Genomic DNA, 25,807 nt, shown 5'->3' on the forward strand with positions numbered 1-25,807 from the left:
CTATTCACATCCGATCTTACCAATAGTGAAAACCCGGACATCCGGAGGAACGCGCCGCCACACGGGGCGATGCGGCAAGCGTGATAGACTCCGCGACACGCGCTTTCGCCCAAAGCGCATCGATCCCTATCAATCGGATGAAATCGACAGAACCCAAGCGGCTTTACCAATCGGTCGCGGCCCAGATCGTCGCGTTGATTCGTCAGGGCGAATTCGCAATCGGCGAGCGGCTGCCGCCGGAGCGCGAGCTGGCGCTGACGCTCGGCGTATCGCGCCCGTCGCTTCGCGAGGCGCTGATCGCGCTGGAAATCGGCGGCCAGATCGAAATCCGGATGGGCTCCGGCGTCTATGTGCGCGACACGGCGGCCGACGCTGTCGGCACGATGGTCACGCTCGGCGACAGTCCGTCGGAATTGATGCAGGCGCGCGCGGCCGTCGAGGGCAGCGTCGCCGCGCTGGCCGCCGCGCGGATGACGGCGGCGATGCTCGAGCGCCTGCGCCGCACGGTGCAGCGCATGAAGCGGCTCGCGGAAGCCGGCAAATCGCCGGTCGAAGCCGACCGGCAGTTCCACATGCTGATCGCGGAAGCCGCCGGCAATTCGGTGCTCACCCGCTTCGTCGGCGAGCTGTTCGACAGCCGTCACGACCCGATCGCGACCGCGATGCGCGGCCACGCGGAAAATCCGCAAACGTGGACCGCCGCCGTGCGCGAGCACGAGGACGTTCTGCTTGCGTTGCAGGCCGGCGATCCGATCGCGGCCCAGACGGCCATTCGCGCGCACCTTCGCGCATCCGAAGCGCGGTGGATCGAGGGTGGGCTGAAAGCCGATCCGGATTGAGCGTGCGCTGGCGCGGACACGCGTCGGCGATCACGCAGCCTCGGCTACGCGCTATTCAACGCCCTGCCACGCGGCCCGTTCGCTCGCCGTGCGGCGCGACGGCAGCGTGCGCGGCACCAGGCTCGTCACCAGCACCGAGCCGACCACCAGCAGCCCCGCGACCACCGCGAACCCTGCATACGGCGCGCCCGTACGTGCAAACAGGACACCGACCAGCCACGAACTGAACGCGCCGCCGAGCGAACCCAGCATGCTGATCACCGCGATGCCGGCTGCCGCCGCCCGACCGGTCAGCTGGGCAGCCGGAATCGTCCAGAACACGATCGGCACGGTGAACGCGCACAGCTGCGCGATCGCGAGCAAGGCCACGGTGATCCCTACATGGCCGACCGAGAAGCGCAGCAGCAGCAGGCTGCACGCGGTGACGAGCATGCAGGCCACCGTATGCCAGCGGCGCTCGCCGTATCGGTCGGAACTCCATGCGATCGCCACGTTGCCGATCATCGTGAACACGGAAATCAGTCCGGACAACCAACCGATTCCGGTGACGCTCGCCACCCCGGCCGCCTTCAGCACCGTCGGCGACCAGAACGTCACCGTCCCCATCCCGACGTAGACGCAGAAATAGATCGCCGCAAGCCCCAGCACGCGCGCGTTGCGAACGATGTCGAGCACGCCCGCCCGGTCATGGCCGACCACGGCCGACGCGCGCTCCGCGTCCAGATCGCGCAAGAGCGCCTGCCGATCCGCAGGCGACAGCCATGCCGCCCGCTCCGGCCGGTCGCTCAGCATCAGCGGCGCGACCAGCCCGAGCGCGATGGCCGGCAATCCCTCGATCAGGAACAGCCACTGCCATCCGCGCAACCCCATCGTGTCCTGCAGGTGCGCCATGATCCAGCCGGACAGCGGTCCGCCGATCATCCCCGCGACCGGCACGGCAAGCAGCAGCACGCTGTTGACACGGGCGCGCACCGCATCGGGAAACCAGTACGACAGGTACAGGATCAGGCCCGGAAAGAAGCCGGCCTCGGCGGCGCCGAGCAGAAAGCGCACCACGTACAGCGACACGCTGCCGGTCACGAACATCTGCGCCACGGTACACAGGCCCCACAGCACCATGATTCGCATCAGCGTGCGGCTCGCGCCGATGCGCGCCAGCACCAGGTTGCTCGGCACCTCGAAGGCGGCGTAACTGATGAAGAAGATGGCCGTCGCGGAGCCGAATACGGCTTCGCTCAAGCCGAGGTCCTGCAGGAACTGCAGCTTGGCGAAACCGATGTTGACGCGATCGACGAAGTTGATCACGTAGCAGACGAACAGAAACGGAATCACGCGCAGCGCGATCCGACGATACAGCATGGCAGGGGGTGACTCGGACATGGACCGCTCCCGGTATGTGGACATGCGTCACGAACAGGCGAGGCGTGGCGGGACAATTATACAAATCCCGTATTCCGGGATTTATTGGTAGTTAACACGAGGCGAGCCGTTGCATGCCGCCTGTGCCAGGTTGTCGGCCTTCATTCGTCAGTTTTGTAATAAATTCTTGACCCTTCTCGGTCGCCTTGACCGTGAAGCCTGCGTTACCAGGTCGCGCGGGACACCCTATGTAAACCCCACCTCATAAATAAACTCAATCCCTTATAATGAGATTAGTAAAAAATATGGTTGTCAGCGACATTCGCTGGCCGATATCGCCCGGCACCCCCGCATTTCTTTCGATTTAGTTACGCTCCATCACCTTCCGCGGGCGTGCTCGCTCGACCAGCGCCCGCAGGCTTTTCGATCGCGTCACGCGGTGTTTTTTTCTGGATATGATCGTCGGCAGGACTGACCGCATTGCACCGCGCGTTCGGAAGCCATCCGGGCCGCGCGCGCATGGCACGATCGCGCTGCCCGCGCCGGCAGCATGAGCCGGCTTCGGCCGGCATCGAATTTGAAACGGGATGCATTCGCCACGCCATGAACCTGCGCGCTGAAACACTGTGCTTCTCGGATGTGTTCCTCCATTCCCAGGCGATCGTGAACTGGTCGCAGCACTACGACCAGATCAGTCCGGGCACCGCGACGACCACGCTGCGCCAGGTCGCCGGCCAGCGTTTTCACGTCTTTCGCGAACACATCAACCAGCGCGTGATGCAGCACGGCCTCGCGCCGCGCGACCGGCTCTGCTTCGCGCTGCCGATCGCCAGTGCGGTCGCGCCCGTGGTCCAGGGGCGCACCGTCGAGCGCCCGAGCCTGCTGACGCTGCGCGGCGGCGAGGAGTTCGTCGCCCATCTGCCGTGCGACACCGAGGTGCTCGCCTTCACGATCGACCGCACGCTCGCGGCCGATCGCGAGGTGGATGAACTCGCGAACCTGCCCGCGCGTTTCCTGAAGCAGCCGGTGCTGCCGATCTCGCCCGCGCGCTACCGCAACGCACTGGACGGCCTCGAACGCGTGCTGGGCCAGGCGCTCGACAGCGGTTCGCTCACCGCCCGCGATGCGTTCGACGAACGCGTGCTCGCGCACAGTCTGGTCGGCATCCTGCTCGACCTCGTGCAACCCGACGACCCGGATGCCGGTGCGCTGCCGTCGGCCTCGACGCAAAGCTACATCGTGCGCCGCAGCCAGGAAATCGCGCTGGAATCCGACGACGTGCCGACGGTGATCGATCTCTGTCACCATCTGCGGATCAGCCGCCGCACGCTGCAATACAGCTTCCAGAACGTGGTCGGCACCACGCCGACCGCCTACCTCCGCTCGATCCGGCTGAACGCCGTGCGCCGCTTCCTGATGACGACGCCCGACACGATACGGATAGGCGACGCGGCAGCGCAATTCGGCTTTTGCCACTTCGGACGCTTCTCCGCCTACTACCAGCAGCATTTCCACGAGCTGCCGTCGCATACGCCGCGCCTGAGCTGAGCCCGCAACGGGCGCATGGCGGCGCCGCATGCGGGTAATCCCCTGCCGCCGCCGCGCATGCGGATTGCCGATTACGGACAACGCCCGTTTTTTCGGCACCGTAAATTTTTGTCGTCGGCCCTGCTCGCATGCACGCTGCACAGCATCGAGCGGCCGTCCAAGCGCACACCCGTGTCGTCGGCGAACGTCGGCATCGCTTGCCGGCGCGTCAGGATCGACGCGCGGCACGGGGCTATCGATCAGGCATGCCGGTGTCGACTCCTGACGGACGATCCGGCCAGCGGGACTACTCATGAACGAATCGTCACCCCGGTCCGAAGCGGGGCTCAGCAGGAACGCCGTCGGACTCTCCCACATCGTCTTCTTCGTCGTCGCCGCGGCCGCGCCGCTCACCGCGATGGTCGGCGCGACGCCCGCGGCATTCTCGCTCGGCAACGGCCCCGGCGTGCCCGGCGTATTCGTGCTGGCGGGCATCATGTACCTCATCTTCAGCATCGGCTATGCCGCGATGAGCCGGCACATCTCCAATTCAGGCGCCTTCTATGCGTACATCGCCAACGGACTCGGACGCCCCGCCGGCGTGGGCGGCGCGTTCGTCGCGATCGTCGCGTACAACGCGGTGCAGATCGCGATCTACTGCATGTTCGGCTTCTTCCTGAACGACAGCATCCAGCGGCACTACGGCGTCGACGTGCCGTGGTGGGCGTTCGCGCTCGCGTGCGTCGTCGCGGTCCACTTCTGCGGCGCGCGTCGCATCGAGTTCAGCGGCCGGCTGCTCGGCATGCTGATGATCGGCGAAATCGCGATCGTGATGCTGCTCGATCTCGCGATCGTCGTGCACGGCGCGAGCGCCGGCGGCTTCAGCGCGAAACCGTTCAGCCCCGCGATGGTGTTCGCGCCCGGGCTCGGCACCGCGCTCGTGTTCGTGCTCGGCTCGTACATGGGCTTCGAGGCGACGGCGATCTTCTCCGAGGAGGCGCGCGACCCAAAGCGCACGATTCCGCGCGCCACGTACCTCGCCGTGATCCTCATCATGGCGTTCTACGCGCTGTCGTCGTGGGCGATCGTCGAGGCGTGGGGCGAGCGCGCGATCGCCGCGCAGGCCGCGCGCGATCCGGCCAATCTCTGGTTTGCCGTCAGCGGCCGACTGCTCGGCGGCATCGCGACGGACGCGATGAACGTGCTGCTCGTCACGAGCCTGTTCGCGGCCATCCTGTCGTTCCACAACACGATCACGCGCTATTTCTACGCGATGGGCCGCGAACGCGTGCTGTGGCGCAAGCTCGGCCATACGTGCCCCGTGCATCGTTGCCCGGACGTCGCCGGCAAGGTGCAGACGTCGATCGCGCTCGCGGCCATCGTCGGGGCGGCCGCGTTCCGCCTCGATCCGTTCGCGGTCGTGTTCTCGTGGATGAGCGCGCTGGCCACGATCGGCATCATCGCGGTGCAGATCCTGGTGGCGGCGTCGGTGATCGCGTTCTTCGCGCGCGATCACCGCGACGCCGGCGTCGTGCATCGGCTGATCGCGCCGCTCGTCAGCGTGATCGCACTGGGCGCGTGCCTCGTGCTGGTCGTGCGCAACCTGTCCGTGCTGAGCGGATCGGATTCGACCTTCGTCGCGATGTTTCCGTATTTCCTCGTCGCCGTCGGCGCGCTCGGCATCCGCGCCGCGCTGCGGTTGAAGCGCAGCGACCCCGACCTGTATCGCGAACTCGGGCGCGCCGCCCAGTAACCGCCGTCCGGACGGTGCCGCGCCGCACCGTCGTCTCGTTGCGCCCTCCCCGAGCATTTCCCGCTGCCGACGCGACCCGCCATGCGTCGCGCCGGCGCGGGTATTCCCTATCCCGCTCGCGCCGCAACGATTGCCGATAGCGGACAAGGCGGGCGTTTTCATCGACATACAGTGAATGCGACGTCGAAGCCGCGCCGCGGGCAGTTGCCATCGCCCTCACCCGTTCGGCCCGACGATTCGCCCCTGGGAAACACGGAACACCATGATGAAAATTCAGAATCTGATCGACGGCAGGCATTGCGACGCAGCGGCCGGCCGTACCTTCGAAAAGCTGGCGCCTGCGACCGGCGACTACGTCGCCGCCGTGCCCGCATCGACCGCCGAAGACGTCGATCGCGCGGTGCGTGCCGCGCACACCGCGCTGCACGGCGACGCGTGGGCACGCGCGGGCGGCCCGGCCCGGGCCCGCTGGCTGCTTCGGCTGGCCGATCTGGTCGAGCGCGACCGTGACGCGCTGGCGGAATGCCTGGCCGTCGAACAAGGGCGCCCGCTTGCCGAGATGCGGATGATGGACCTCCCGATGTGCATCGACACGCTGCGCTATTTCGCCGGCTGGGCCGACAAGCTCGAGGGCCGCACGATTCCGACCGACGGCTTCATGGGCCGCCCGACGCTCAGCTACACGCGGCGTGCACCGGTGGGCGTCGCCGGTCAGATCATCCCGTGGAACGCGCCGTTGATGATCGCGGTGTGGAAGCTCGCGCCGGCGCTCGCGGCCGGCTGCCCGGTGGTCGTCAAGCCGTCGGAGGACGCGCCGCTGGCCGTCGCCCGGCTCGGCGAACTCGTCTGCGAAGCCGGCCTTCCCGCCGGGGTCGTCAACATCGTCCACGGCGTGGGCGCGGAAGTCGGCGCCGCGCTGGTCGCGCACCCGCTCGTCAACAAGATCAGCTTCACCGGCAGCACCGAAGTCGGCCGCGCGATCGCGGGCGTAGCGGCGAAGACCTTCAAGCGCGTCACGCTCGAACTCGGCGGCAAGGCCGCGCAAATCGTGTTCGCGGATGCCGATCTCGACCGTGCGATTCCGTCGCTAATGGCCGGCATGTTCGCGAACCAGGGGCAGACGTGCGCGGCCGGCTCGCGCGTGCTCGCGCACCGCTCGATCGCGCAGGCACTCGAAGAACGGCTTGCCGACGCGGCCCGCGCGATGCGCGTCGGTCCGCCCTCGGAGCCGGGCGTGCAGATGGGCGCACTGATCAACCCGCGCCACCTCGCGCGCGTCCGGGCGCTCGTCGACGGCGCGCTCGCCGAAGGGGCGGTGATGCTCGCCGGCGACGAACAGGTGCCGCCGCGCGGCTGCTTCATGCGCCCGACGATTCTGGGCGGTGTCCATCCGGGCATGCGAATCGCCCGCGACGAGGTGTTCGGCCCGGTCGGCATGGTGATGCCGTTCGAGACCGAGGACGACGCCGTTCGCATCGCCAACGACACGCCGTTCGGCCTGTCCGCGTCGGTGTGGACGCAGGACGTCGGCACCGCGCACCGTGTAGCCGAGCGGCTCGACGTCGGCGCGGTCGCGATCAATGCGTGGAGCCCGATCGACGCGCGCCTGCCGTGGGGCGGCACCAAGCAAAGCGGGATCGGGCGCGACCTGTCGAAGGCCGCGCTCGATTCGTACCTCGAGGAAAAGATCGTCACCGCAGCCCTGTGATCCGGCGGCGCACACCGCGCCGCCCCCTGTTCAAGCACTTCGTAAGAGAGACGAGAGACACCATGGACTATCAAAAGCGTCAAAAACGATTCTGGCACCCGATGAGCTCGGCGGCCGCCGGGCATACGACGCCCACCGTGATCATCGAGCGCGGCGACGGCAACTACGTGTACGACGTCGACGGCCACCGCATGCTCGACGGCGTCGGCGGACTGTGGAACGTCAACGTCGGCCACAACCGGCCGGAAGTGAAAAGCGCGATCGCGCGGCAGATGGATGAACTCTCGTACTACCAGACCTTCGACGGCGTCGCCCATCCGCGCGTCTACGATCTGGCCGACCGCCTGTGCGCGATGTTCGCGCAGGAAGACATGCAGCGGGTGATGTTCGGCAGCGGCGGCTCCGATGCGATCGAGACCGCGCTCAAGATGGCGCGCCAGTACTGGGTCGCCGCGGGCGAGCCGTCGCGCACGAAATTCCTGTCGCTGCGCAACGGCTATCACGGCGTGCACATGGGCGGCACGTCGATCGGCGGCAACGGCGTCTACCATTACAATCATGGCCCGCTGCTGCCCGGCTGCGTGCTGCTCGACACGCCGTGGCTCTATCGCAATCCGTGGAATTGCGACGATCCGCACCAGCTCGTCGAGCACTGCATCCGGCAGCTCGAGGAAACGATCGCGTTCCACGGCCCGCAGACCATTGCCGCGTTCGTCGCCGAGCCGGTGCAAGGGGCGGGCGGCCTGATCGTCCCGCCGGCCGATTACTGGGCGCGCGTGCGGGCCGTGTGCGACCGCAACGGCATCCTGCTGATCGCCGACGAGGTGGTCACCGGCTTCGGCCGCACCGGCAGCCTGCTCGGCAGCCGCGGCTGGGGCGTCGCCGCCGACATCCTGTGCGTCGCCAAGGGCATTTCCGCCGGCTACGTGCCGCTCGGCGCGACGCTGTACAACGGGCGCATCGCCGACGCGATCGAACACGGCGCGGGCTTCTCGCACGTGGTCATGCACGGCTATACGTACAGCGGGCATCCGCTCGCGTGCGCCGCGTCGCTCGCGGTGCTCGACATCGTCGAGGCCGAGGATCTGCCGGGCAATGCGGCACGGGTCGGGCAGCGCCTGCTCGAGCAATTGCTGCCGCTGAAGGCCGACTTCGAGACCGTCGGCGACGTCCGCGGCAAGGGACTGATGCTGGCGCTCGACCTGGTGACCGACAAGGCCAGCCGCACGCCGCTCGATCCGGGCAAGGGGTTCGCCGCCCGCGTGGCCGATGCCGCGCGCCGGCGCGGCGTGCTGGTGCGCGCGATCGCGAACAAGGTGGTGATGTCGCCGCCGCTGACGCTGCAGCAAGGCGAAGCCGACTTCATGGCCGTGACGCTGCGCGAGGCATTGCAGGAGTGCTGCGCGGATTCGCACGCGATCGCCTGACCTCGCGAAACAGCCTGGCGCACGGGCCTTTCGTCGAAGGTCCGTGCGTATCGCCATCCGGCCTCGGTTCGACGAAGATCGCCGCGGGACGTCGAAATCGACGATCGGCATCCCGCCCGTCGCAGTGTCGTTTCAAAGGAAGACAAGTCAAATGGACAACCAGGCCATTGCATTCCCCGCGGAGAAATACCCGCTCGCGCTTCGGCTGCTGCACTGGGTCAGGGCGATCCTGATCGGCGCGCAACTGTGGACCGGCTGGACGATGGTCCGGCTCGACGACAACCTGCCGGCCAAGTTCGACTGGTACTACCCGACGCACAAGGAGTTCGGCGTGCTCACGCTGCTGGTGGTCGTCACGCAACTGGCGATTCGTTCGATGAAGCCGTTGCCGCCGCTGCCTTCCACGCTGCCGACGCTCGACCGCAAGCTCGCCAAGATCGGCCACTACCTGCTGTATGCGCTCGCGATCATCGTGCCGCTGATGGGCTATTCGATGTCCAGCACGTATACGCAGAGCGACGGCGTGCCGTTCTTCTTTTTCCGCGTACCCGAGCTGCTGCCGAAGAACGACCATTGGTTCGAGGCGTTTCAGTGGTTGCACAAGACGCTCGCCTATACGTTGCTCGCGCTCATCGTGCTGCATGTCCTTGGCGCGCTGAAACACCGGTTCTTCGACCGCAACCCGGAAAACGACGTGCTGCGGCGGATGCTGTAGCGCCGACGCCACGCGGAACCGCGCACCCTGCGCGGTTCGTCATTCGGTCCGCCCAGTCGCGCGGACCTCTTTTCTTCAAATTTTATATTTCGTTTTACTAACAAGAAGCGGACCCACTGCATGCGTCCGGTGCTGGCGTATGCCGTCTGAAATCGCACCACGCCGCGTGGGCCGCCACACCTGGAGATCGACGATGAAGAAGATGATGGCGGCCATATCGGCCGCGAGCGCGATGGGATGCGGCCTGACGGCCCACGCGCAAAGCACCGTGACGCTGTACGGCCTGATCGACGAAGGCGTCAATTTCACGAGCAACGCGGGCGGCAGCAAGGCTTACCAGATGGTCAGCGGCGATACCGTCGGCAGCAACTGGGGGCTGAAAGGCACCGAGGATCTCGGCGGCGGGCTGAGAGCACTGTTCCAGCTCGAGAACGGCTTCAACGCGAGCAACGGTGCGCTCGGCGTGACGTCGCGGATGTTCGGCAGGCAGGCCTACGTCGGCCTCGATTCCGACCGGTTCGGCACGCTCACGTTCGGCCGCCAGTACGATCCCACGCTCGACATGTGGAGCCCGTTCACGGCCACCGGCAACTGGCTCGGCGATTTCGGCGCGCACCCGTACGACAACGACAACGCCGATTGGGACTACCGCATCCAGAACAGCGTCAAGTACGTGTCGCCTTCCTACGCCGGCTTCAAGGGCGAAGTGCTCTACGGGCTCGCGAACCAGGCGGGCGGCTTCGCGCGGAACCGCGTCTATAGCGCCGCCGTGCAGTACCAGGCGGGCGCGTTCTCCGCCGCCGTCGCGTACCTGAACGCCAACCATGGCGGCGCGACCGCGGGCGGGGCATTGTCGAGCGACGACACCGTCTTCAGCGGCCGCTCGCAGCAGAACGTCGATGCGGGTGCCTCGTACAAGTTCAGCGACAAGCTGACGCTGTCCGCCGCGTATTCGCACGTCGACGTGACCGACCCCGAATCGAATCTCTACTTCGCGAACCAGCCGGCCGCAGGCTCGCAGAACGCGTGGAAATTCGACAACTTCGAGGTCAACGGCCAGTATTTCTTCCGGCCGGACGTCTGGCTCGGCGCCGCCTATACCTACACGCATGCCCATGTCGCGACGGCGGCGGGCGATGCGTCGCCGAACTGGCACCAGGTGTCGATGATGCTCGACTACGATCTGAGCAAGCGGACCTCGACGTACATCCAGGGCGCGTACCAGCACGCGACCGGCCATACCGGCACCGACTTCGACTACGCGCACGTGCTCGGCACGGCCGGGCAGTCGTCGGGGCGCAACCAGCTGGCGCTGCGCGTCGGGATGATGCATCGCTTCTGAATCCGGCGGAAAAACACGGGCTCGCGCGCGATGGATGCGGCAGCCCGTCCTTTCCCGTGCCGTCAGAACTGATGCCGCAGCCCGAGCCGAACGGCGGTCTGCGTCGAGCCGGACGCCGCCCCGCCGAGCGCCGCCTCGACCTGCGCGCCATACGCACTGTCGTGCCCGCGTGCGAATACCGCGTAAAGGCCGGTGCGTTTCGACAGCGAATAGTCGGCGCTCAACGTGACCTGGTTGGCCGAGCCGACATCGCCGCCGCGCTGCTGGTACTGGAAGCCGCCGCCCAGCTGCAACGACGACGTGACGGCATAGGTCAGCCCGGCGTCATAGGTGGTGGCCCGCAGCGGCGCGGCCGCGCTGATCCGCACGTCCGACACCATGCCGAAGACGCGAAACGGCCCGACGTTGTAGCCGGCACCGCCCGAGAAATTGCGCAGATTGCCGCCGGCAGTTACGTCATGCTGGCCGAAATAAGCCAGCGCGGCGCTGAACGCGCCTTGCGTATAGGACAGCATCGCGCTTTGCACGCTGCTGCGCGCGACCGTGCCGGGCACGTTGCCGAATCCCCACAGGCCGCCGAACGCCACACCGCCGAACGTCGGGCTCACGTACTTCACCGCATTGTTCACCTGAATGCCCCACACGCGGTTGTCGAGCGCGCCGCCCGCCGACGCGTTCGCCGGCAAGCCCCACGCGAGCAAACCGGCCGGCGTGTTCGCGCCGATCGCGAACGCCGGCAGGAGATCGCCGACGAAATCGAACTGGCGCCCGAGCGTCACGGTCCCCCAGTCGCCGCCGAGCCCGACGTACGCTTGCGAACCGAACGCGGCGCCCGGCACGGTCAGCGCGCCGTCGGAGGTCTGAAACTGGCTTTCGAGCCGAAAGACCGCATAGTTCGCGCCGCCAAGATCCTCCCTGCCCGTCAGGCCCCACACGTCGTTGCGCGACACGCCGGCCTGCAACGCGAGCTGACGCCCGCCACGCGGCGCGGACGCCACGTCGCTCGTATAGGTCACGCCCGTGTCCAGCGAACCGTAGAGCGTCACGCTCGATTGCGCGAACGCCGGTACGACGGCACCGCAGCCGCACCATGCCACCATCCTGAGCCACCCTTTCATCTGCTTCTCCTCATCGAATTTTCCCGGCCGATGCGCGCGTGAACCGACCGGCGCGCCAGCAACATCGATCCAGTGCGATTTCCTCGTTAAAAGTAGGAATCCCTATCAATCGGCGTCGAAACGAACCATCTGGCCACGGCCGGCATGCTGACCGCATATGCATCGATGCGGTTGCGGTTCCCGTTGCCGCCCGCACGACTTAAGTTAGACTACGGCCTGTCGCCCGCGGCGCTGCATGCCGTGCCGCAGCGCGGCAACCCCGAAACCGCCTTCGTCGTTTACGTTCCATAGCCGCAAGCCGTCTGAGCCCGGATTACGTCATGTCGAGCCTCACCAAAATGCTGTCCATCCTCGACGTCTTTTCTTCGTCCGCGACGTCGATGACCGCCGAGGAAATCGCCGAACATATGGGCTTTTCGCGCACCACGTGCTATCGCTACGTGAAGGAACTGGCATCGGTCGGCCTGCTCGTCGGGACCAACGGCCGCTATACGCTGGGCCCGCGCATCATTCATCTCGACTACAACATGCGGCAGTCGGACCCGACGCTCACCGCGGCGAAGCCCGTGATCCAGAAGCTGGTTCACGTCACCGGCGGCGATGCGCTCGTGTCGACACTGTTCGACGAGCAGATCATCAACGTGATGCACGAAACCGGCGCCGAGAATCTGCAACTGGGCTTCGGCCGCGGCCGCATCATGCCGTTGTTCCAGGGTGCTTCGTCGAAAGTGATCGTCGCCGCGATGTCGCGCGCGCGGCTGAAGCGCCTGCACGAACGGCACAACGCCGAGCTGGGCGAGTTCGCGGCCGACTGGACGCAGTTCTGGCGCGCCTGCCAGCAGATCGTCGAGGCCGGATACTGGATCTCGCGCGGCGAGCTCGACGCCGGGTTCGTCGGCATCGCCGCGCCGATTCGCACCGCCAGCAGCGGCGAGGTTAACAGCAGCCTGTCGCTGGTCTTTCGCGCCGAACACTTCGCGTTGTTCGACGAACACGTGCTCGGCAAGCTCCTGATCGACGCCACCGCCGAGATCGGCGACGCGACCTGAGCATGCGCGCGGCATCGCGCACGATGCCGTGCCCGGTCGCCCACGTGCGCACGGTCAGTTCATCTGCGTGATGAACTTGGTGACCAGGTAACCGTCGAACGTCTCCGTGCCGCCCTCGCTGCCAAAGCCGCTGTCCTTCACGCCGCCGAACGGGATCTCCGCCGGCCCCATCCCGAAGTGATTGATGTTGACCATGCCGGCCTCGAGCGCCCGGCCGATCCGGTGCGCATCGCGCGCCGACGTCGTGAACGCGTACGATGCAAGGCCGAACGGCAAGCGGTTCGCTTCATCGAGCGCATCGTCAAGCGCGTCGAACGGCACGATCCCGACGATCGGGCCGAACGGCTCCTCGTTCATCAGCCGCGTGTCGCGCGCCGGGCCCAGCACGACCGTCGGCGCGAAGTAGTGCCCTGGCCCCGCCCCCGGCAAGCGCGTCCCACCCGCGGCAATTTCCGCCCCTTTCGCCTTCGCGTCGGCGACGAACGCGTCGATCTCGGACACGCGCCGTGCGTGCGCAAGCGGCCCCATCGTGGTCCCCTCTTCCAGCCCGTAGCCGACGCGAATCTTGTCGACCGCCTCGAGATACGCGCCGACGAACCGGTCGAACACCGGGCGCTGCACGAAGAAACGCGTCGGCGACACGCAAACCTGTCCGGCATTGCGAAACTTGTACGCGGCCAGCATCGCCGCCGCGCGTTCGATTTCCGCGTCCGCGCAGACCAGCACGGGCGCATGCCCGCCCAGCTCCATGGTCATACGCTTCATGTGCGACGCGGCGAGCGCCGCCAGTTGCTTGCCGACGGGCACCGAGCCCGTGAACGAGATCTTGCGCACGAGCGGCGACTCGATCAGTTGCCTGGACACGTCGGCCGGCACGCCCCAGACGATGTTCAGGCAACCCGCGGGCAAGCCGGCATCGTGAAAGATGCGCGCGAGCGCGACGATCGCGCTCGGCGATTCCTCCGGCCCTTTCAGCACCAGCGTGCAGCCCGACGCAAGCGCGGCCGCGATCTTGTGCATCGCCTGGCTGAACGGAAAATTCCACGGCGAGAACGCCGCGCACACGCCGATCGGCTCGCGCAACACCATCTGCGCGACGTCCGGCGAGCGCGACGGCACGACACGGCCATACGTGCGGCGCCCCTCCTCCGCATGCCATTCGAGCTGCTCGGCCGACGACACGACCTCGGCGATCGCCTCGCGAAGCGGCTTGCCCTGATCCATCGTGATGTGGCGGCCGATCGCCGGCGCACGCTCGCGCACCAGCGCAGCCGCGCGGCGCAGGATATCCGAGCGCGCGAGCGGCGACTCGCGGCGCCACGTCGCGAACGCACGATGCGCGGCGCGCACCGCGGCGTCGATATCGTCCGGCGTCGCATGCGGCAAGTCGCCGAGCACGCTGCCGGTTCCCGGATCGAGAACGGGCTGCGTGCGCCGGCCGTCGGCCTGAAGGAACCGGCCGTCGATATACAGATGGAGCGACGCGTAATCGCGTTGCGCATCAGGCGTCATGCGGGAAGTCAGCGGCGTAAACGGGATCAAGACGGATACCTCGGTAGAGATTGCACGATGGGCCGGCACGGCGAACGCGTCACGCGGCCGGCGGCGGTGCACGCAGCAGGCCGCCGATTTCCTGTCGGAGGATCTGGTTTTCCTGCCGGACGAGCAGATGCCGGACCTTGCCGCGAAACGTCCTGAACTCGGGATCGGCCATCAGCACGGCACGACGTCGCGCCCGATCGTCCAGCGAATCGAACGCCCACAGATAGACGAGCTGGTTCAACGGTCCGATTTCCGTCGCGAAACAGCCGACCATCGTGCCGAGCGCGTGCTCTTGCGCAGCGCGGCCGCACTCCGCATAGAGCCGCAGGTACTCCGCGACGCCGCCCGGCACCAGCGTATAGGTGCGTTGCTCAACCAACATCCGCGGTCTCCCGTCGTCGCGGTGCGAACGCCTGGAACGCCGCGGTCACGCCTGCGATGCCGGCGGCGTCCGTCTGCGCCGCCACGTAGCGATCGGGGCGCACGACCACGAGCGGGCCGCGATGCCGATCGAACCACGTCGCCAGCGCGTTGTCGACATCCTCGACGCACACGCTGTCGTGGGCGCTCGTCACGCGCCGTGCGCGGCCCGTCCCGCTACGCGAGCGATTGACCTGAACGAAGGTCGCGCCCAGCGCCGTCCAGTACGCGCGATCGTCGTCGCTCAGGCACGCCTGCGGATCGCATTGCCAGCCGACGATCGAAAACCATGGGCCGAGCACGTCGTCGAGCTTGCGCCGCACGCCGTCGGCCGTTTCGACGTCGGGCTGCGCGATCATCCTGCCCGCCGCGTCGCCCGGCGCGCCCGGCAGCACGACGCCGCGCGTATAGCTCGGCATCGGCTTGAAGCGCATCTGCAGCACGTAGTCCTTCAGGCCCGGCGCATACCGCGCGAGCCCGAGGAACCGGTCGCGCAGAAACGCGACGATCCGGTTGGTCGGCATCAGCATCGCGCCGAACGTGTCCGCGAGATCGATCATCGCCTTCGCGTGGTCGCGTCGCTCCGATTCGTAGGTCGGGATCACGCCGGGATCCAGCGTGCCGTTCACGACGCCCGCCAGTTTCCACGCGAGATTGCCGACGTCGCGCAAGCCCGCGTTCAGGCCCTGGCCGATCCACGGCGGGCTCAGGTGGGCGGCGTCGCCGACGAGCGCCACGCGGCCCGCCACGAAGCGCTCGGCCACGCGAGAATGGTGCGTATAGGTCCGTGCGCGCACGATCTCGATACGATCGACGTCGTCGACGTACGGCGCGATCAGCGCGCGGATCGATTCCGGCCGGGCGATCGCCTCCGCGTCCTCGTGCGGGAATACGAGAAACTCCCAGCGCCGGAAATTGAACGGCAGATAGATGCACACGTTCGGGCGGCGCGGGTCGCAATTCAGCGCCGTGCACGGCTGCTCGAGCCCGGCGTTCTTCACGTCGACCACGACCCATTTGATCGGGTGCGTCGTGCCGGCCAGCTTGATGCCGAGCCAGTCGCGCATCGGGCTGCGCCCGCCGTCGGCCGCCACCACGTAATCGGCGTCGAGCGCATACTGCCGGCCGTCGGCGTCGCGCACCTGCAACGTGACGCAGCGGTCGTCCTGTTCGACGCCGACCACTTCCTCGCCAGTCCGCAACGATACGTGCGGATAGCGCGCCAGCCCGGCGCGCAGCGTGTGTTCCGCCAGTTGCTGCATGAAGATGTTGCGCCGCCACCAGCCGAATTCGCGCATCGACGGGCGGATGTCGGCAAAGCATTCGCCGTTCGCCTTGAACATGCGCAACGGCACGTTCTGAATGATGTCGCGGCTCAATTCGTCGGCGAGCCCCGCGGTCTGGAACATCCGCAATGCTTCGTCGTCGATGCCGACCGCGCGCGGAAAATCGACGACGTCCGCCGCCTTCTCGATGATCACCGTCGCGACCCCATAAAGGCCGAGCAGATTCGCCATCGCGACGCCGTTCGGGCCCGCGCCGACGATCGCGACCGACGTCCGGTTCCGGTTGTTCGCTTTCATTCGCCCGCGCCTCCGCTGCGCCATGCAGGATCGTCGAGACGATCGAGCCAAGATCGCAATGCGCGATTGAACGCATCGGGTTGATCGTCGTGCACGTAATGCGTCGCGCCGGGAATGTCGATCCGCTCGATTTCCGCATTGGCGGCCGCCATCTCGGCCGCCACGTCCGCGGACAGGAAATCCGAGTCGCCGCCGCGCAACAGCAACGTGGGTACGTGCAGGTTGAGGATCAGCGGCCACAGATGGACGAGCTGCTCCGGCGTCGCGGCCAGCCGTGCGGCCGCAATCCCTTGCGCGTCGTGCCGCCAGACGATCCGCCCCTGCTCGCCTTCTTTCAGCGAGTGCGCGAGGCGCGAATCGAGCGCGGATTCCGCGATGTTCGGCCGCTGGCGTCGCCAGAACGCGCGTGCGTCGTCCCACGACGAGAACGCGTCCGGCGTTTCCCGCAGCTCGCGCTTGATGCGCTCGGAACCCGCCGAGCCGGCCGACGCGCCGGGGCCCATGTCCTCGATCACGAGGCCCGCGAGCCGTTCGGCATGCCGTTCCGGCTGCGCCGCCGCGTAGACGAACGCATTGGCGCCGCCCATCGAGTGCCCGACCAGCACGAATCGTCGCAGGTCGAGCGCACGCACCAATGCGTCGAGATCGCGCACGTAGGCCGCCGCGTAGTAATTGCGTTGCGGATCCCAATCGCTCAGCCCGCGTCCGCGCTGATCGAGCGCGACGACCCGGTAGCGGTCGGCCAGCGCAGCGGCGACGGGCGCCCAGGTATGCGCGTAACTGCGCAAGCCGTGCAGCATCACCACGGTCGGCGCATCGTCGCGCCCCCAGCTCAGGTAGTGCAGCCGCAATCCCTCGTTGTCGATCCATCCATCGTTGACGGACGCCGTGTTCATCATGTGCTCCCCGGCCGGCATGCGCTCAGACCAGACCGTCGCGACCGACGATCTCGCTCGCCTTGAGGCCGCCGAGCCGTGCATGCAGCCGCCCGCGCGTCGCGAACGCGAAGATCACCAGCACTTCGTCGTCGTTCGGTGCATCGGGAAACAGGCACGTCACCGTGTCGTAGTGCGAACGCACGTAGAGCGCGTCCTTGTGCGCGAGCGGCACGTCGATGACCGTATTGATCGGGCCGCGCTTGCCGCTCGACGGTACCCACGATTTGCCGCCGCCCAGCGCCGCGCGGATCGGCTCCGCGAAGATCGACGTGAGGAACGCGTTGCCGTGTTCGTATTCGCCGGCCGAACCGACCAGGCACGCCTTGCCGTAGCTCTCGATCGCGCGGCCGTCGGCGAGCGACGCGATGCGTCGCGCAAACTCCTTGCCGAGCGCGGGTGACGGACGCACGAGATCGTCGAGGTTTTCGCTGAATCGCCCCGCGTACGGGTTGTGAACGGCCGCGGCGATCACGATCTTGCGCAACGGCTCGCCGTCCGCGAGCTGCCCGGTTTCGTTCGCGAGCGAATCCTCGATCTGCGTGTACCACTTGCGGATGTGAAAGCCTTCGAAATTGGCGGTCTTGCTCATTTGCATTCCTGTATAAAACGTCGATGATGCGGAGGGAAAGGCGGCGACTCAGTCGCTCAGTCGAACAGCGGTTCGAGCTGGACGGGGTCGCTCGGCGCGTTGTATCGATGCAGCACGCGCTTGCCTTCTTCGTCGTCCGTGACCATTTCGCAGAAGAATTCGAGCCGGTTGCCGTCGGGGTCCGTGAAATACACGCCGATCCCGACCTTGTGATCGGTGATCTTGACGATCGGCACGTCGCGGCGAATCAGCATCCCGTACAGGCGGCGCAATTCGGTCAGCCCGCCGGCGATTTCGAGGCCGTAATGCTGCAGGCCGATCGTGCCGAGTTCCGCATCGGACGCCGCGCGAATCAGCGCGATGTCGTGGTGCTTCTGGCCGAACGACATGAACACCCACTGCTCGTCGCGCGCGGTTTCCGTCATGCCGAGCACGTCGGCGTACCAGAGGCTCGAGCGAACGGGGTCGCGTACGAACAGCGACAGGTGGGTGCGCTGCACGCGCGGCGTCGGCAGCGGCAGGCCGCTCGCGTTCGCACGCTCGGCGTGTTGCCGAATATCGGACGGTGTCATCGTTCGCTCCGCTCAGTGGGTCGACTGCGCGTGGGCGGCCAGCGGCGCCTCGAACGGGGTCCATGCCACCGCCGTGATCTCGCTGAAATCGCGCCACTCCTTGGTCCAGTTCCGGCCGCCGTCGCGCGAGCGGAACAGGTGCCCGTACTTGGTGCCCGCATACACGAGCGCCGGTTGGGCCGCATGCACGCCGAACGCCCAGAACGTGGAGTTCGGCGGCGTGTGCAGATCCGTCTCGTGCCACGCATGGCCGCGATCGGTCGAGCGGTAGATGCGGCTGCGGCTGCCCGGCGTGCCGTCGCCGATCGCCATCAGCAGGTCGCCTTCCGGCGCCGGCAGTTGCACGACGGTGCGCGTGTAGTACAGCCCGTCGAAGCGGTCGCGCGACAGCTTGCCGTCCCACGTCAGGCCGTCGTCCTCGCTCACGTACACCGCGTTGACCGTCAGCAGCACCGTGGTCTTCGGCCGGCCTTGCGCGGCGGGCAGGATCGCAATCGCATGAATGTCGCTGTTGCGGATCGCGGTGCCGGGGCCGTCCACGCGCGTCCAGCTCGCACCGGCATCGCGGCTGCGCCACGCGCCGCCCTCCTCCACGCCGTACCAGACGTTGCGGCTGTCGTCCGGGTCCACGCAGATCGTCAGCAGCCGCGGACGATTGACGCCCGAGCAAAACTCCGGAAACTCGGGCGCCGTTCTCGCCCAGGTCACGCCCGCGTCGCTCGACTTGTAAAGCGCGGCCCGCGACGGCGCGCCGGTGCCCGCATAGAGCACCGCCGGGTTCGCCGGATCGATCGCGATCGACCAGACCGTCTGCCCGTTCAACAGGTTGTCGGGCCGGAACCAGTGCGCGCCGCCATCGTCGCTGATGCACAGCCCCGAATCGGCGCCTGCATAGACGCGCGACGGCGTCGCGGGGCACACCGCGAGCGCGCGCACGATGCCGTCGAACTCGATCGGTTCGGCGAGCCCGAGGCGATGCCAGGTCTTGCCGTCGTCGTTCGAGCGCAGGATGCCTTGCCCGGCGGTGGCGACCAGTACGGTTGCGGTCATGAAGTGCTCCTTGTGTCAGAGAAAAATGCCGCGCGTGAGCCCGCCGTCGCAGCCGATCGATTCGCCGGTGATCGAGCCGGACTTCGGCGACGCGAGAAACGCGACGATCCATCCCATCTCTTCCGGCTGCAGCACGCGGCGGATCGGCGTGACCTTCACGTAGTTGGCCTCGACTTCCGCGGCGGTGAGCCCCTGCTTCTGCGCTTCCTTCTCGTAGAGCTCGTGGATGTGCGGCGTCTCGACGACGCCCGGATGAATCGTGTTGACCGTGATGCCGAACGGGCCGAGCTGGTCGGACAGCGTCTTGGTCAGGTGCACGATCGCCACGTTGCGCATGCCGGACAGCTGCTTGCTGCCGCGCCCCGTCAGGCCGCCGATGTTGACGATCCGGCCGAAGCCGTTGGCCCGCATATACGGTGCGGCCGCCTTCGCGCAGCGCAGATAGCCGACCACCTTGATGTCGATGTCCTGCAGCAGCCCCTGCGGATCGGCGTGCTCCAGCTCCGCGCGCACGAGCCCGCCCGGATGCGCGGCGCCGTTCAGCAGGATGTCGAGCCGGCCGAAGCGCTCGACGCTCGCGGCCATCGCCGCGTCGATCGACGCCATGTCGGTCGTGTCCACCGTGACGGGCAGGATCGCGCCGGCCGCGTCGCCGAACGGCGCGAGCGCCGCGCGAATTTCGGCGGCCGCTGTTTCCAGGTGTTCCAGGCGACGCGCGGCGATCGCGACGTTGACGCCTTCGCGCGCCAGTTCGAGGGCGACCGCCTTGCCGATGCCCATGCTGCCGCCGGTGATGAATGCGGCTTTTCCGTGCAGTTGCAGATCCATGTCGATGAAAGGTGAGAGTCCGGATTGAAGAAAGGAGCCGGTTGCGCGATCAGGACAACTGCATTTCGATGAGCGTCGGCCCGTCGGTGTGCGCGAGCGCGTCGTCGAGCGCTTGCACCAGCGCATGCGCGTCGCTCACGCGTTGGGCCGGCACGCCGTAGCCGCGCGACAGCGCGAGCCAGTCGATCGGCGGATCGTCCAGTTGCGTCAGGCGGCTCGCGTGCGGCGTGTCGGCCGGCAAGCCGCTGCGCGCGAGTTCGGTCTGCAGGATCCCGTAGCGCCGGTTCGATGCGATCAGCATCACGATCGGCAAACGCTCGCGCGCCATCGTCCACAGCGACTGGATCGTGTACTGCGCGCTGCCGTCGGACTGCAGCGCGAACACGCGGCGGTCCGGGCACGCGACGGCGGCGCCGAGCGCCACCGGCAGGCCCTGGCCGATCGCGCCGCCCGTGTTCGTCAAAATGGTGTGACGCCGCGCACGCGCCGATGCAGTCACGAACGGATAGCCGCACGTGCCGCCCTCGATCGACACGATCGCGTCGTCGGGCAACGCATTCGCGAGCACGCGGCCGACGGCCTGCGGCGTGAGCGGGCCGTCCTCCACGCGCCAGCGCTCGACATGCACACCCTCGTCGTTCGTCGACGCACCGATGCGATCGGCCAGCGCCTCCAGCGCGTCGTCCGCCGCGTCGCCCGGTGTTGCCAGCGTCACGATGTCCTCGGGCCGCGCGAGTTCGCCCGGAATACCTTCGTAGCCGAAGTAGGTGACGGGCGCGAGCGCGCCGGCCAGCACCACGCGCCGGCCGGCCAGCGCCGCGAGCGCCGGCTCGGGGAAATAAGGCAGGCGGTCGATGTCCGGCAGGCCGCCGCCGCGCTCCGCCCGCGCAGGAAAAGTCTCGCTGAAGCAGGTCGCGCCGGTGGCCGCCGCGATGCGCGCCGCCGCGCGCTGCCCGCGCGCCGACAGCGCGCGGGCGCCCATCAGCAGGACGGCGCGATGGCCGCTGAGCAGCAGATCGGCCACCTGTTCGACCCGAGCGGCATCGAACGACACCGCGGCCGGGCGCACGACGGCGGGCCACGCCGCACCGCGCACGCTGGCCGACTGAAGATCGACGGGCAGCACGAGGGTCGCGACGCCGCGCCGCGCGCCCATCGCGGCCGAAATCGCGTCGGCCGTATCCGTCGCGAGATCGGTGTCGCGCGCCACGCTGCGATACCACACCGACACCGGACGGGCGAGCGATTCGATGTCCGACGTGAGTGGCGCGTCGTACTTCAGATGCTCGCGCGTGTGATCGCCGACGATGTTCAGGATCGGCGTGCGGGCGCGGCGCGCATTGTGCAGGTTCGCAATGCCGTTCGCATGGCCGGGCCCGAGGTGCAGCAGCGTCATCGCGGGCTTGCCGGTCATGCGGCCATAGCCGTCGGCCGCGCCCGTGCACACGCCCTCGAACAGCCCGAGGATCGACCGTACGCCGGCCACGGTATCGAGCGCACCGACGAACGGCATTTCGGTCGTGCCGGGATTGGCGAAACAGACGTCGACGCCGGCGTCTCGCGCGGTGGTGAGCACGACGCTCGCCCCGCTTCTTGCTGCGGTATCGCTGTCCAACTGTGGGATGTTCATGCGGCTGCTCGACGGGTTTGGCTGAAGTGTTTTTACTTTAATCCCGAATTGCGGGATTTGTCAAACAACCCATTTCACTTTTTCGAGCCACGAAGGGGCACGTTTACCCGACATTTCTTATATCTACACCGTTCGAACGAGATCAAGGCGCTATCCGATCGCCCCCGCGAAACGATTCATTTCCCATAATTCGGAATTTTTCGAAACCCTCACGCCCGATCGACCGCCTTCGTGCCGTGCACCGTTTCCCCTCCCCCATCCGATCTCAAAATTACGATTGCAAATGCCTCTCATTTGCATTAAATTGCCGCGCAAATGTACTGTTTGGAACACAGATGTCGGCGCAAGGCCGCCCGCCGTGCCCGAACGCGAACGACACGAAAAGGAGATGTATGAGCAGGAGGAACTGGGCGGCCGCACCGATGGCCATCGTCGTCGGCACGGCCGGCATGGGCGCCGCCGACGCGCAGGAAACGTCGCTGCCGACCATCGAAATCTCCGCGCAACGCGCGACGGCGCCGTTTCGCACGCGCGAATCGACGAGCGCGACGCGCAGCGAGGCCGACGTGATGGAGATTCCGTTCGCGGTCAGCAGCGTCGACACGAAGCTGATCCAGACCGTGGCCGCCACGCGCGGCGACGATCTTTACGACTGGGTCGCGGGCGTCTCGCGCCAGAACAACTTCGGCGGCCTGTGGGACAACTACGCGGTGCGCGGCTTCGCCGGCGACGGCAACACGTCGGGCACCGACTATCTGGTCAACGGCTTTTCGTGGAATCGCGGGATGAGCGTGCCGCGCGACACCGTCAATCTCGAGCGCATGGAAGTGCTCAAGGGGCCGGCGTCCGCGCTGTATGGCCGCGGCGATCCGGGCGGGATCATCAGCTATACGACGAAGCAGCCGCAGTTCGCACGCGCGAACACCGTCGGCGTGTCGGCCGGCAGCTACGGTGCGCTGCGCCAGACCCTCGATTCGACCGGCCCCGTCACGAAATCGCTCGCGTACCGCTTCGTCGCGATGAACGAGAACAACGGCAGCTTCCGCGATACGGTGTCGAGCAAACGCTACCTGTTCTCGCCGTCGTTCACGTGGGACATCGGCGCGGACACGACGCTCCACTACGAATTCGAGAGCGCGCGTCAGCGCGCGCCGCTCGACCGCGGCGTGCTGGCGGTCAACGGCCAGCTCGGCGTGATCCCCGCGTCGCGCTTTCTCGGCGAGCCGCGCGACGGCGACTACGACGTGCGCAACACGGGCCACCAGTTCACGCTCGAGCATCGCATCGATTCCAGCTGGTCGATCAATGCCGGCGTCGCGCAGCGCAACACCGACCTGTCGGGGCGCTCGTCCGAGGCATTCGCATTGCAGCCGGACGGCCGCACGCTGTGGCGCCGCTACCGGCAAGTCGCGTTTCACTCGAACGACCTGCAAGGTCGCGTCGAAACCACCGGCTCGTTCCGCACGGGCGGCATCGGCCATACGCTCGTGATGGGCGTCGACGCGTATCGCTTCAACTACGACCAGTTCGTCACGCGCTCCACGCCGAGCGCCGCGGCGCCGTATGCGATCGACATCTTCGATCCGGTCTACGGCCAGCCCGCGCCGACGCCGCGCACCGCGACCAACCTGCTCGAACGCGATAACGGACAAGGCGTCTACGCGCAGGACACGCTCGCGTTCGGGCCGCACTGGAAGATCCTGGCCGGGCTGCGCTGGGATCGCTTCCACCAGTCGATCGACAACCGCCTGAAGGGCGTGACGACGAGCCAGTTGCAGACCGCGGTGAGCCCGCGTATCGGCATCGTGTATGAAATGAGCCCCGCGTGGTCGTTCTATGCGAACACCGCGTATTCGTTCCGGCCGAACAACGGCGCGGACGTCGGCGGCAACGCGTTCGATCCCGAAAAGGGCCACGGCTACGAAGCCGGCGCGAAATGGGCGGGCGCGCGCTCGCTCGCGACCGTCTCGGCGTTCTACGTGACCAAGCGCAACGTGCTGACCGCCGATCCGGCGAATGCCGGCTTCTCGCGCGCGGCCGGCGAAGTGCGCAGCCGCGGCGTCGAATTCGAATGGAGCGGCGATCTCGGCCACGGCCTGCGCGGCATCGCCAACTTCGCGTACGTCGACGCCGAGGTCACGCGCGATACCGTGCTGGCGCCCGGCTCACGCCTCGTCGACGTCCCGCGGCTGAGCGGCAGCGCGCTGCTGATGTACGAGACCACACTGCCGTTCGCGGACAAGGCCGGTGCCGGCGCCGGCGTCATCTACGTCGGGCGTCGCGCCGGCAACACGGCCAACACGCAGGACGGCTTCGAGCTGCCGGCTTACGCGACCGTCCAGCTCAACGGCTACGTTCAGGTCAACAAGCACCTGCGTGCATCGGTCGTGCTGAACAACCTGTTCAACCGCACCACCTACGTGAGTTCGTACAACAGCCTGTGGGTCGCGCCGGGCGCGCCGCGCAGCCTGTTCGCATCGCTCGCGTACTCGTTCTAGGCCGGCCGGGACGGCTGACGCGACGCGCATCGCGCATCAGCCGCCCACCACGAACCGCGCGCCCAGCGCGAGCAGCAACGCAGGCGGCATCACGCACGCGCCGACCGCGAGAAATTCGCGGAAACCGACCTGCAACCCTTCGCGCCGGATCGCCGTCAGCCACAGAATCGTCGCGAGCGATCCGGTGATCGACAGGTTCGGACCGAGATCGACGCCGATCAGGATCGCATCGACTACCGTTTGCGGGCTATGCGCGGCGTGGATCGTCGAACTCGCGATCAGCCCGGCGGGCAGGTTGTTGACCCCGTTCGACACCAGCGCGACCGCGACGCCGGCCACGCCCGCGGCGACGTGCTCGCCGCTTTGCATCAGCATGCGCAGCAGGCCGGCCAGCGCGCGCACCGCGCCGGTCCGGTCGAGCGTCTCGACGACGACGAACAGCCCCGCGACGAGCGGCAGCACGCTCCATGAAATCGCGCGAACGATCGGCACGCCCGCCGCGCGATCCCGCATCACCACGCACGCGACCGTGACGATGCCCGCCAGCGCGGTCGGCAATCCGAGCGGACGATCGGCGACCGACACCGCCATCAGCGCGACGGCCGTTGCGGCGATGCCTGCCAACGCGATGCGTCCGCCGCCCGTCAGCGGCTGCACCGGCAGCCCGGATTCGCAATGGCCGGACAGCGCACGTCGCTGCACGATCCTCAGCACGACGAACGTGCACGCGATCGACGCGACGGACGGCGCCGCGAAATGCGCAAGCCAGACGCCGAGCGCCGGCATGTGCGCACCGTACAGCACCAGGTTCGCCGGATTCGAAATCGGCAGCACGAAACTCGCGGCATTGGCGACGAGCGCGCAGCTGTACAGCAGCGGCATCGGGTCGGCCTTCGCGCGGCGCGCGGCGGCAAGGACCGCGGGCGTCAGCACGACGGCGGTCGCATCGTTCGACAGGAACACCGTGGTGACGACGCCGACCCCGTAGATCAGCGCGAACAACCGCCGCGGCGAGCCCTGCGCGAGATTGACGACGTGCGTCGCGACCCAGTCGAACAGCCCCTCGCGACGGGCCGCCTCGGACAGCAGCATCATGCCCGTCAGGAACAGGTACACGTCGCCGCCTTTCGCGACGGCGTCCAGCGCCTGGGCGGCGGGCAACAGGTTCAACACGACCAGCAGCAGCGCGCCGCTCACGGCCCAGATGGCCTCGGGCCAGCCGAACGGACGCGTGATGACGCCCGCGGTGGCGAGCGCGGAAATCAGCCAGGCAAGCGAAACAGGATTCATGGGCAAGTGGACGGAGGCAGGGGAATCGAC

21 protein-coding genes are annotated in these 25,807 nt (G+C 67.5%); 9 read left to right on the forward strand and 12 right to left on the reverse strand.

Annotated features, from left to right (window positions below):
- Positions 1-137 precede the first annotated feature (137 nt).
- The gene (locus QZM72_RS01940; RefSeq protein WP_089471355.1) at positions 138-839 is read left to right on the forward strand and encodes a FadR/GntR family transcriptional regulator; all 702 of its coding nucleotides are present in this window, start codon (positions 138-140) and stop codon (positions 837-839) included.
- 51 nt (positions 840-890) lie between these two features.
- Here QZM72_RS01940 and QZM72_RS01945 read toward each other — a convergent pair whose 3' ends face one another.
- Complete coding sequence (locus tag QZM72_RS01945) at positions 891-2,219, reverse strand: MFS transporter (RefSeq protein WP_089471356.1); 1,329 nt, start codon at positions 2,217-2,219, stop codon at positions 891-893.
- Between the two features lie 582 nt (positions 2,220-2,801).
- Between QZM72_RS01945 and QZM72_RS01950 the strand changes: the two genes are divergently transcribed.
- The 6 genes from QZM72_RS01950 to QZM72_RS01975 all read left to right on the forward strand — a co-directional run bounded on the left by QZM72_RS01950 (position 2,802) and on the right by QZM72_RS01975 (position 10,670).
- Positions 2,802-3,746 (forward strand): helix-turn-helix domain-containing protein, encoded by a 945-nt coding sequence (locus QZM72_RS01950; protein WP_301736985.1) that lies wholly within the window; start codon positions 2,802-2,804, stop codon positions 3,744-3,746.
- A 292-nt stretch (positions 3,747-4,038) separates the two neighbouring features.
- Positions 4,039-5,478, forward strand: coding sequence for an APC family permease (locus QZM72_RS01955; RefSeq protein ID WP_301736986.1), 1,440 nt, complete (start codon positions 4,039-4,041; stop codon positions 5,476-5,478).
- Positions 5,479-5,740: 262 nt separating this feature from the next.
- A complete protein-coding gene (locus QZM72_RS01960; RefSeq protein WP_301736987.1) occupies positions 5,741-7,186 on the forward strand; it encodes an aldehyde dehydrogenase in 1,446 nt (481 codons plus the stop codon).
- Positions 7,187-7,248: 62 nt separating this feature from the next.
- Positions 7,249-8,613, forward strand: a complete 1,365-nt coding sequence (locus QZM72_RS01965; RefSeq protein WP_301736988.1) for an aspartate aminotransferase family protein — start codon at positions 7,249-7,251, stop codon at positions 8,611-8,613.
- A gap of 151 nt (positions 8,614-8,764) precedes the next feature.
- A complete protein-coding gene (locus tag QZM72_RS01970; RefSeq protein WP_226120798.1) occupies positions 8,765-9,328 on the forward strand; it encodes a cytochrome b in 564 nt (187 codons plus the stop codon).
- A 193-nt stretch (positions 9,329-9,521) separates the two neighbouring features.
- Positions 9,522-10,670 carry a porin gene (locus tag QZM72_RS01975; RefSeq protein ID WP_301736989.1) on the forward strand — a complete coding sequence of 383 codons (1,149 nt, stop codon included), beginning with the start codon at positions 9,522-9,524 and terminating at the stop codon, positions 10,668-10,670.
- A gap of 62 nt (positions 10,671-10,732) precedes the next feature.
- On the opposite strand, the gene QZM72_RS01980 is transcribed toward QZM72_RS01975, so the two are convergent.
- Positions 10,733-11,788 (reverse strand): porin, encoded by a 1,056-nt coding sequence (locus QZM72_RS01980; protein ID WP_301736990.1) that lies wholly within the window; start codon positions 11,786-11,788, stop codon positions 10,733-10,735.
- 320 nt (positions 11,789-12,108) lie between these two features.
- Between QZM72_RS01980 and QZM72_RS01985 the strand changes: the two genes are divergently transcribed.
- The gene (locus QZM72_RS01985; protein WP_089471363.1) at positions 12,109-12,837 is read left to right on the forward strand and encodes an IclR family transcriptional regulator; all 729 of its coding nucleotides are present in this window, start codon (positions 12,109-12,111) and stop codon (positions 12,835-12,837) included.
- A 54-nt stretch (positions 12,838-12,891) separates the two neighbouring features.
- Here the strand turns inward: QZM72_RS01985 and QZM72_RS01990 are convergent, their stop codons facing one another.
- From QZM72_RS01990 to QZM72_RS02030, 9 genes are all read right to left on the reverse strand, one after another.
- Positions 12,892-14,349 (reverse strand): NAD-dependent succinate-semialdehyde dehydrogenase, encoded by a 1,458-nt coding sequence (locus QZM72_RS01990; protein ID WP_301736991.1) that lies wholly within the window; start codon positions 14,347-14,349, stop codon positions 12,892-12,894.
- Positions 14,350-14,428: 79 nt separating this feature from the next.
- Positions 14,429-14,761, reverse strand: coding sequence for an NIPSNAP family protein (locus QZM72_RS01995; protein ID WP_089471365.1), 333 nt, complete (start codon positions 14,759-14,761; stop codon positions 14,429-14,431).
- Complete coding sequence (locus QZM72_RS02000) at positions 14,751-16,382, reverse strand: bifunctional 3-(3-hydroxy-phenyl)propionate/3-hydroxycinnamic acid hydroxylase (protein WP_301736992.1); 1,632 nt, start codon at positions 16,380-16,382, stop codon at positions 14,751-14,753. The genes QZM72_RS01995 and QZM72_RS02000 overlap by 11 nt, the downstream gene beginning before the upstream one ends.
- Positions 16,379-17,278, reverse strand: coding sequence for an alpha/beta fold hydrolase (locus QZM72_RS02005; protein WP_301736993.1), 900 nt, complete (start codon positions 17,276-17,278; stop codon positions 16,379-16,381). Before QZM72_RS02005 ends, QZM72_RS02000 begins: the two co-directional genes overlap by 4 nt.
- Before the next feature lie 25 nt (positions 17,279-17,303).
- Positions 17,304-17,909 carry an amino acid synthesis family protein gene (locus tag QZM72_RS02010; protein ID WP_039356026.1) on the reverse strand — a complete coding sequence of 202 codons (606 nt, stop codon included), beginning with the start codon at positions 17,907-17,909 and terminating at the stop codon, positions 17,304-17,306.
- Positions 17,910-17,965: 56 nt separating this feature from the next.
- Positions 17,966-18,481, reverse strand: coding sequence for a VOC family protein (locus QZM72_RS02015; RefSeq protein WP_089471368.1), 516 nt, complete (start codon positions 18,479-18,481; stop codon positions 17,966-17,968).
- 12 nt (positions 18,482-18,493) lie between these two features.
- On the reverse strand, positions 18,494-19,531 hold the full coding sequence (locus tag QZM72_RS02020) for a sialidase family protein (protein ID WP_301736994.1): 1,038 nt from the start codon (positions 19,529-19,531) through the stop codon (positions 18,494-18,496).
- A gap of 15 nt (positions 19,532-19,546) precedes the next feature.
- Entirely contained in the window at positions 19,547-20,359 is an 813-nt protein-coding gene (locus QZM72_RS02025) for an SDR family NAD(P)-dependent oxidoreductase (RefSeq protein ID WP_089471370.1), read from the reverse strand.
- 49 nt (positions 20,360-20,408) lie between these two features.
- The gene (locus QZM72_RS02030) at positions 20,409-21,989 is read right to left on the reverse strand and encodes an acetolactate synthase large subunit (protein ID WP_301736995.1); all 1,581 of its coding nucleotides are present in this window, start codon (positions 21,987-21,989) and stop codon (positions 20,409-20,411) included.
- Positions 21,990-22,381: 392 nt separating this feature from the next.
- Here QZM72_RS02030 and QZM72_RS02035 point away from each other — a divergent pair, with 392 nt between their 5' ends.
- Positions 22,382-24,487: a TonB-dependent siderophore receptor gene (locus QZM72_RS02035; RefSeq protein ID WP_301736996.1), complete on the forward strand. Its 2,106-nt coding sequence runs from the start codon at positions 22,382-22,384 to the stop codon at positions 24,485-24,487.
- A gap of 36 nt (positions 24,488-24,523) precedes the next feature.
- On the opposite strand, the gene QZM72_RS02040 is transcribed toward QZM72_RS02035, so the two are convergent.
- Positions 24,524-25,777: an arsenic transporter gene (locus QZM72_RS02040; protein WP_301736997.1), complete on the reverse strand. Its 1,254-nt coding sequence runs from the start codon at positions 25,775-25,777 to the stop codon at positions 24,524-24,526.
- Positions 25,778-25,807: the final 30 nt, after the last annotated feature.

It is taken from the genome of Burkholderia sp. AU45388, assembly GCF_030481585.1.
GTDB classification, from domain to species: Bacteria; Pseudomonadota; Gammaproteobacteria; order Burkholderiales; family Burkholderiaceae; genus Burkholderia; species Burkholderia sola.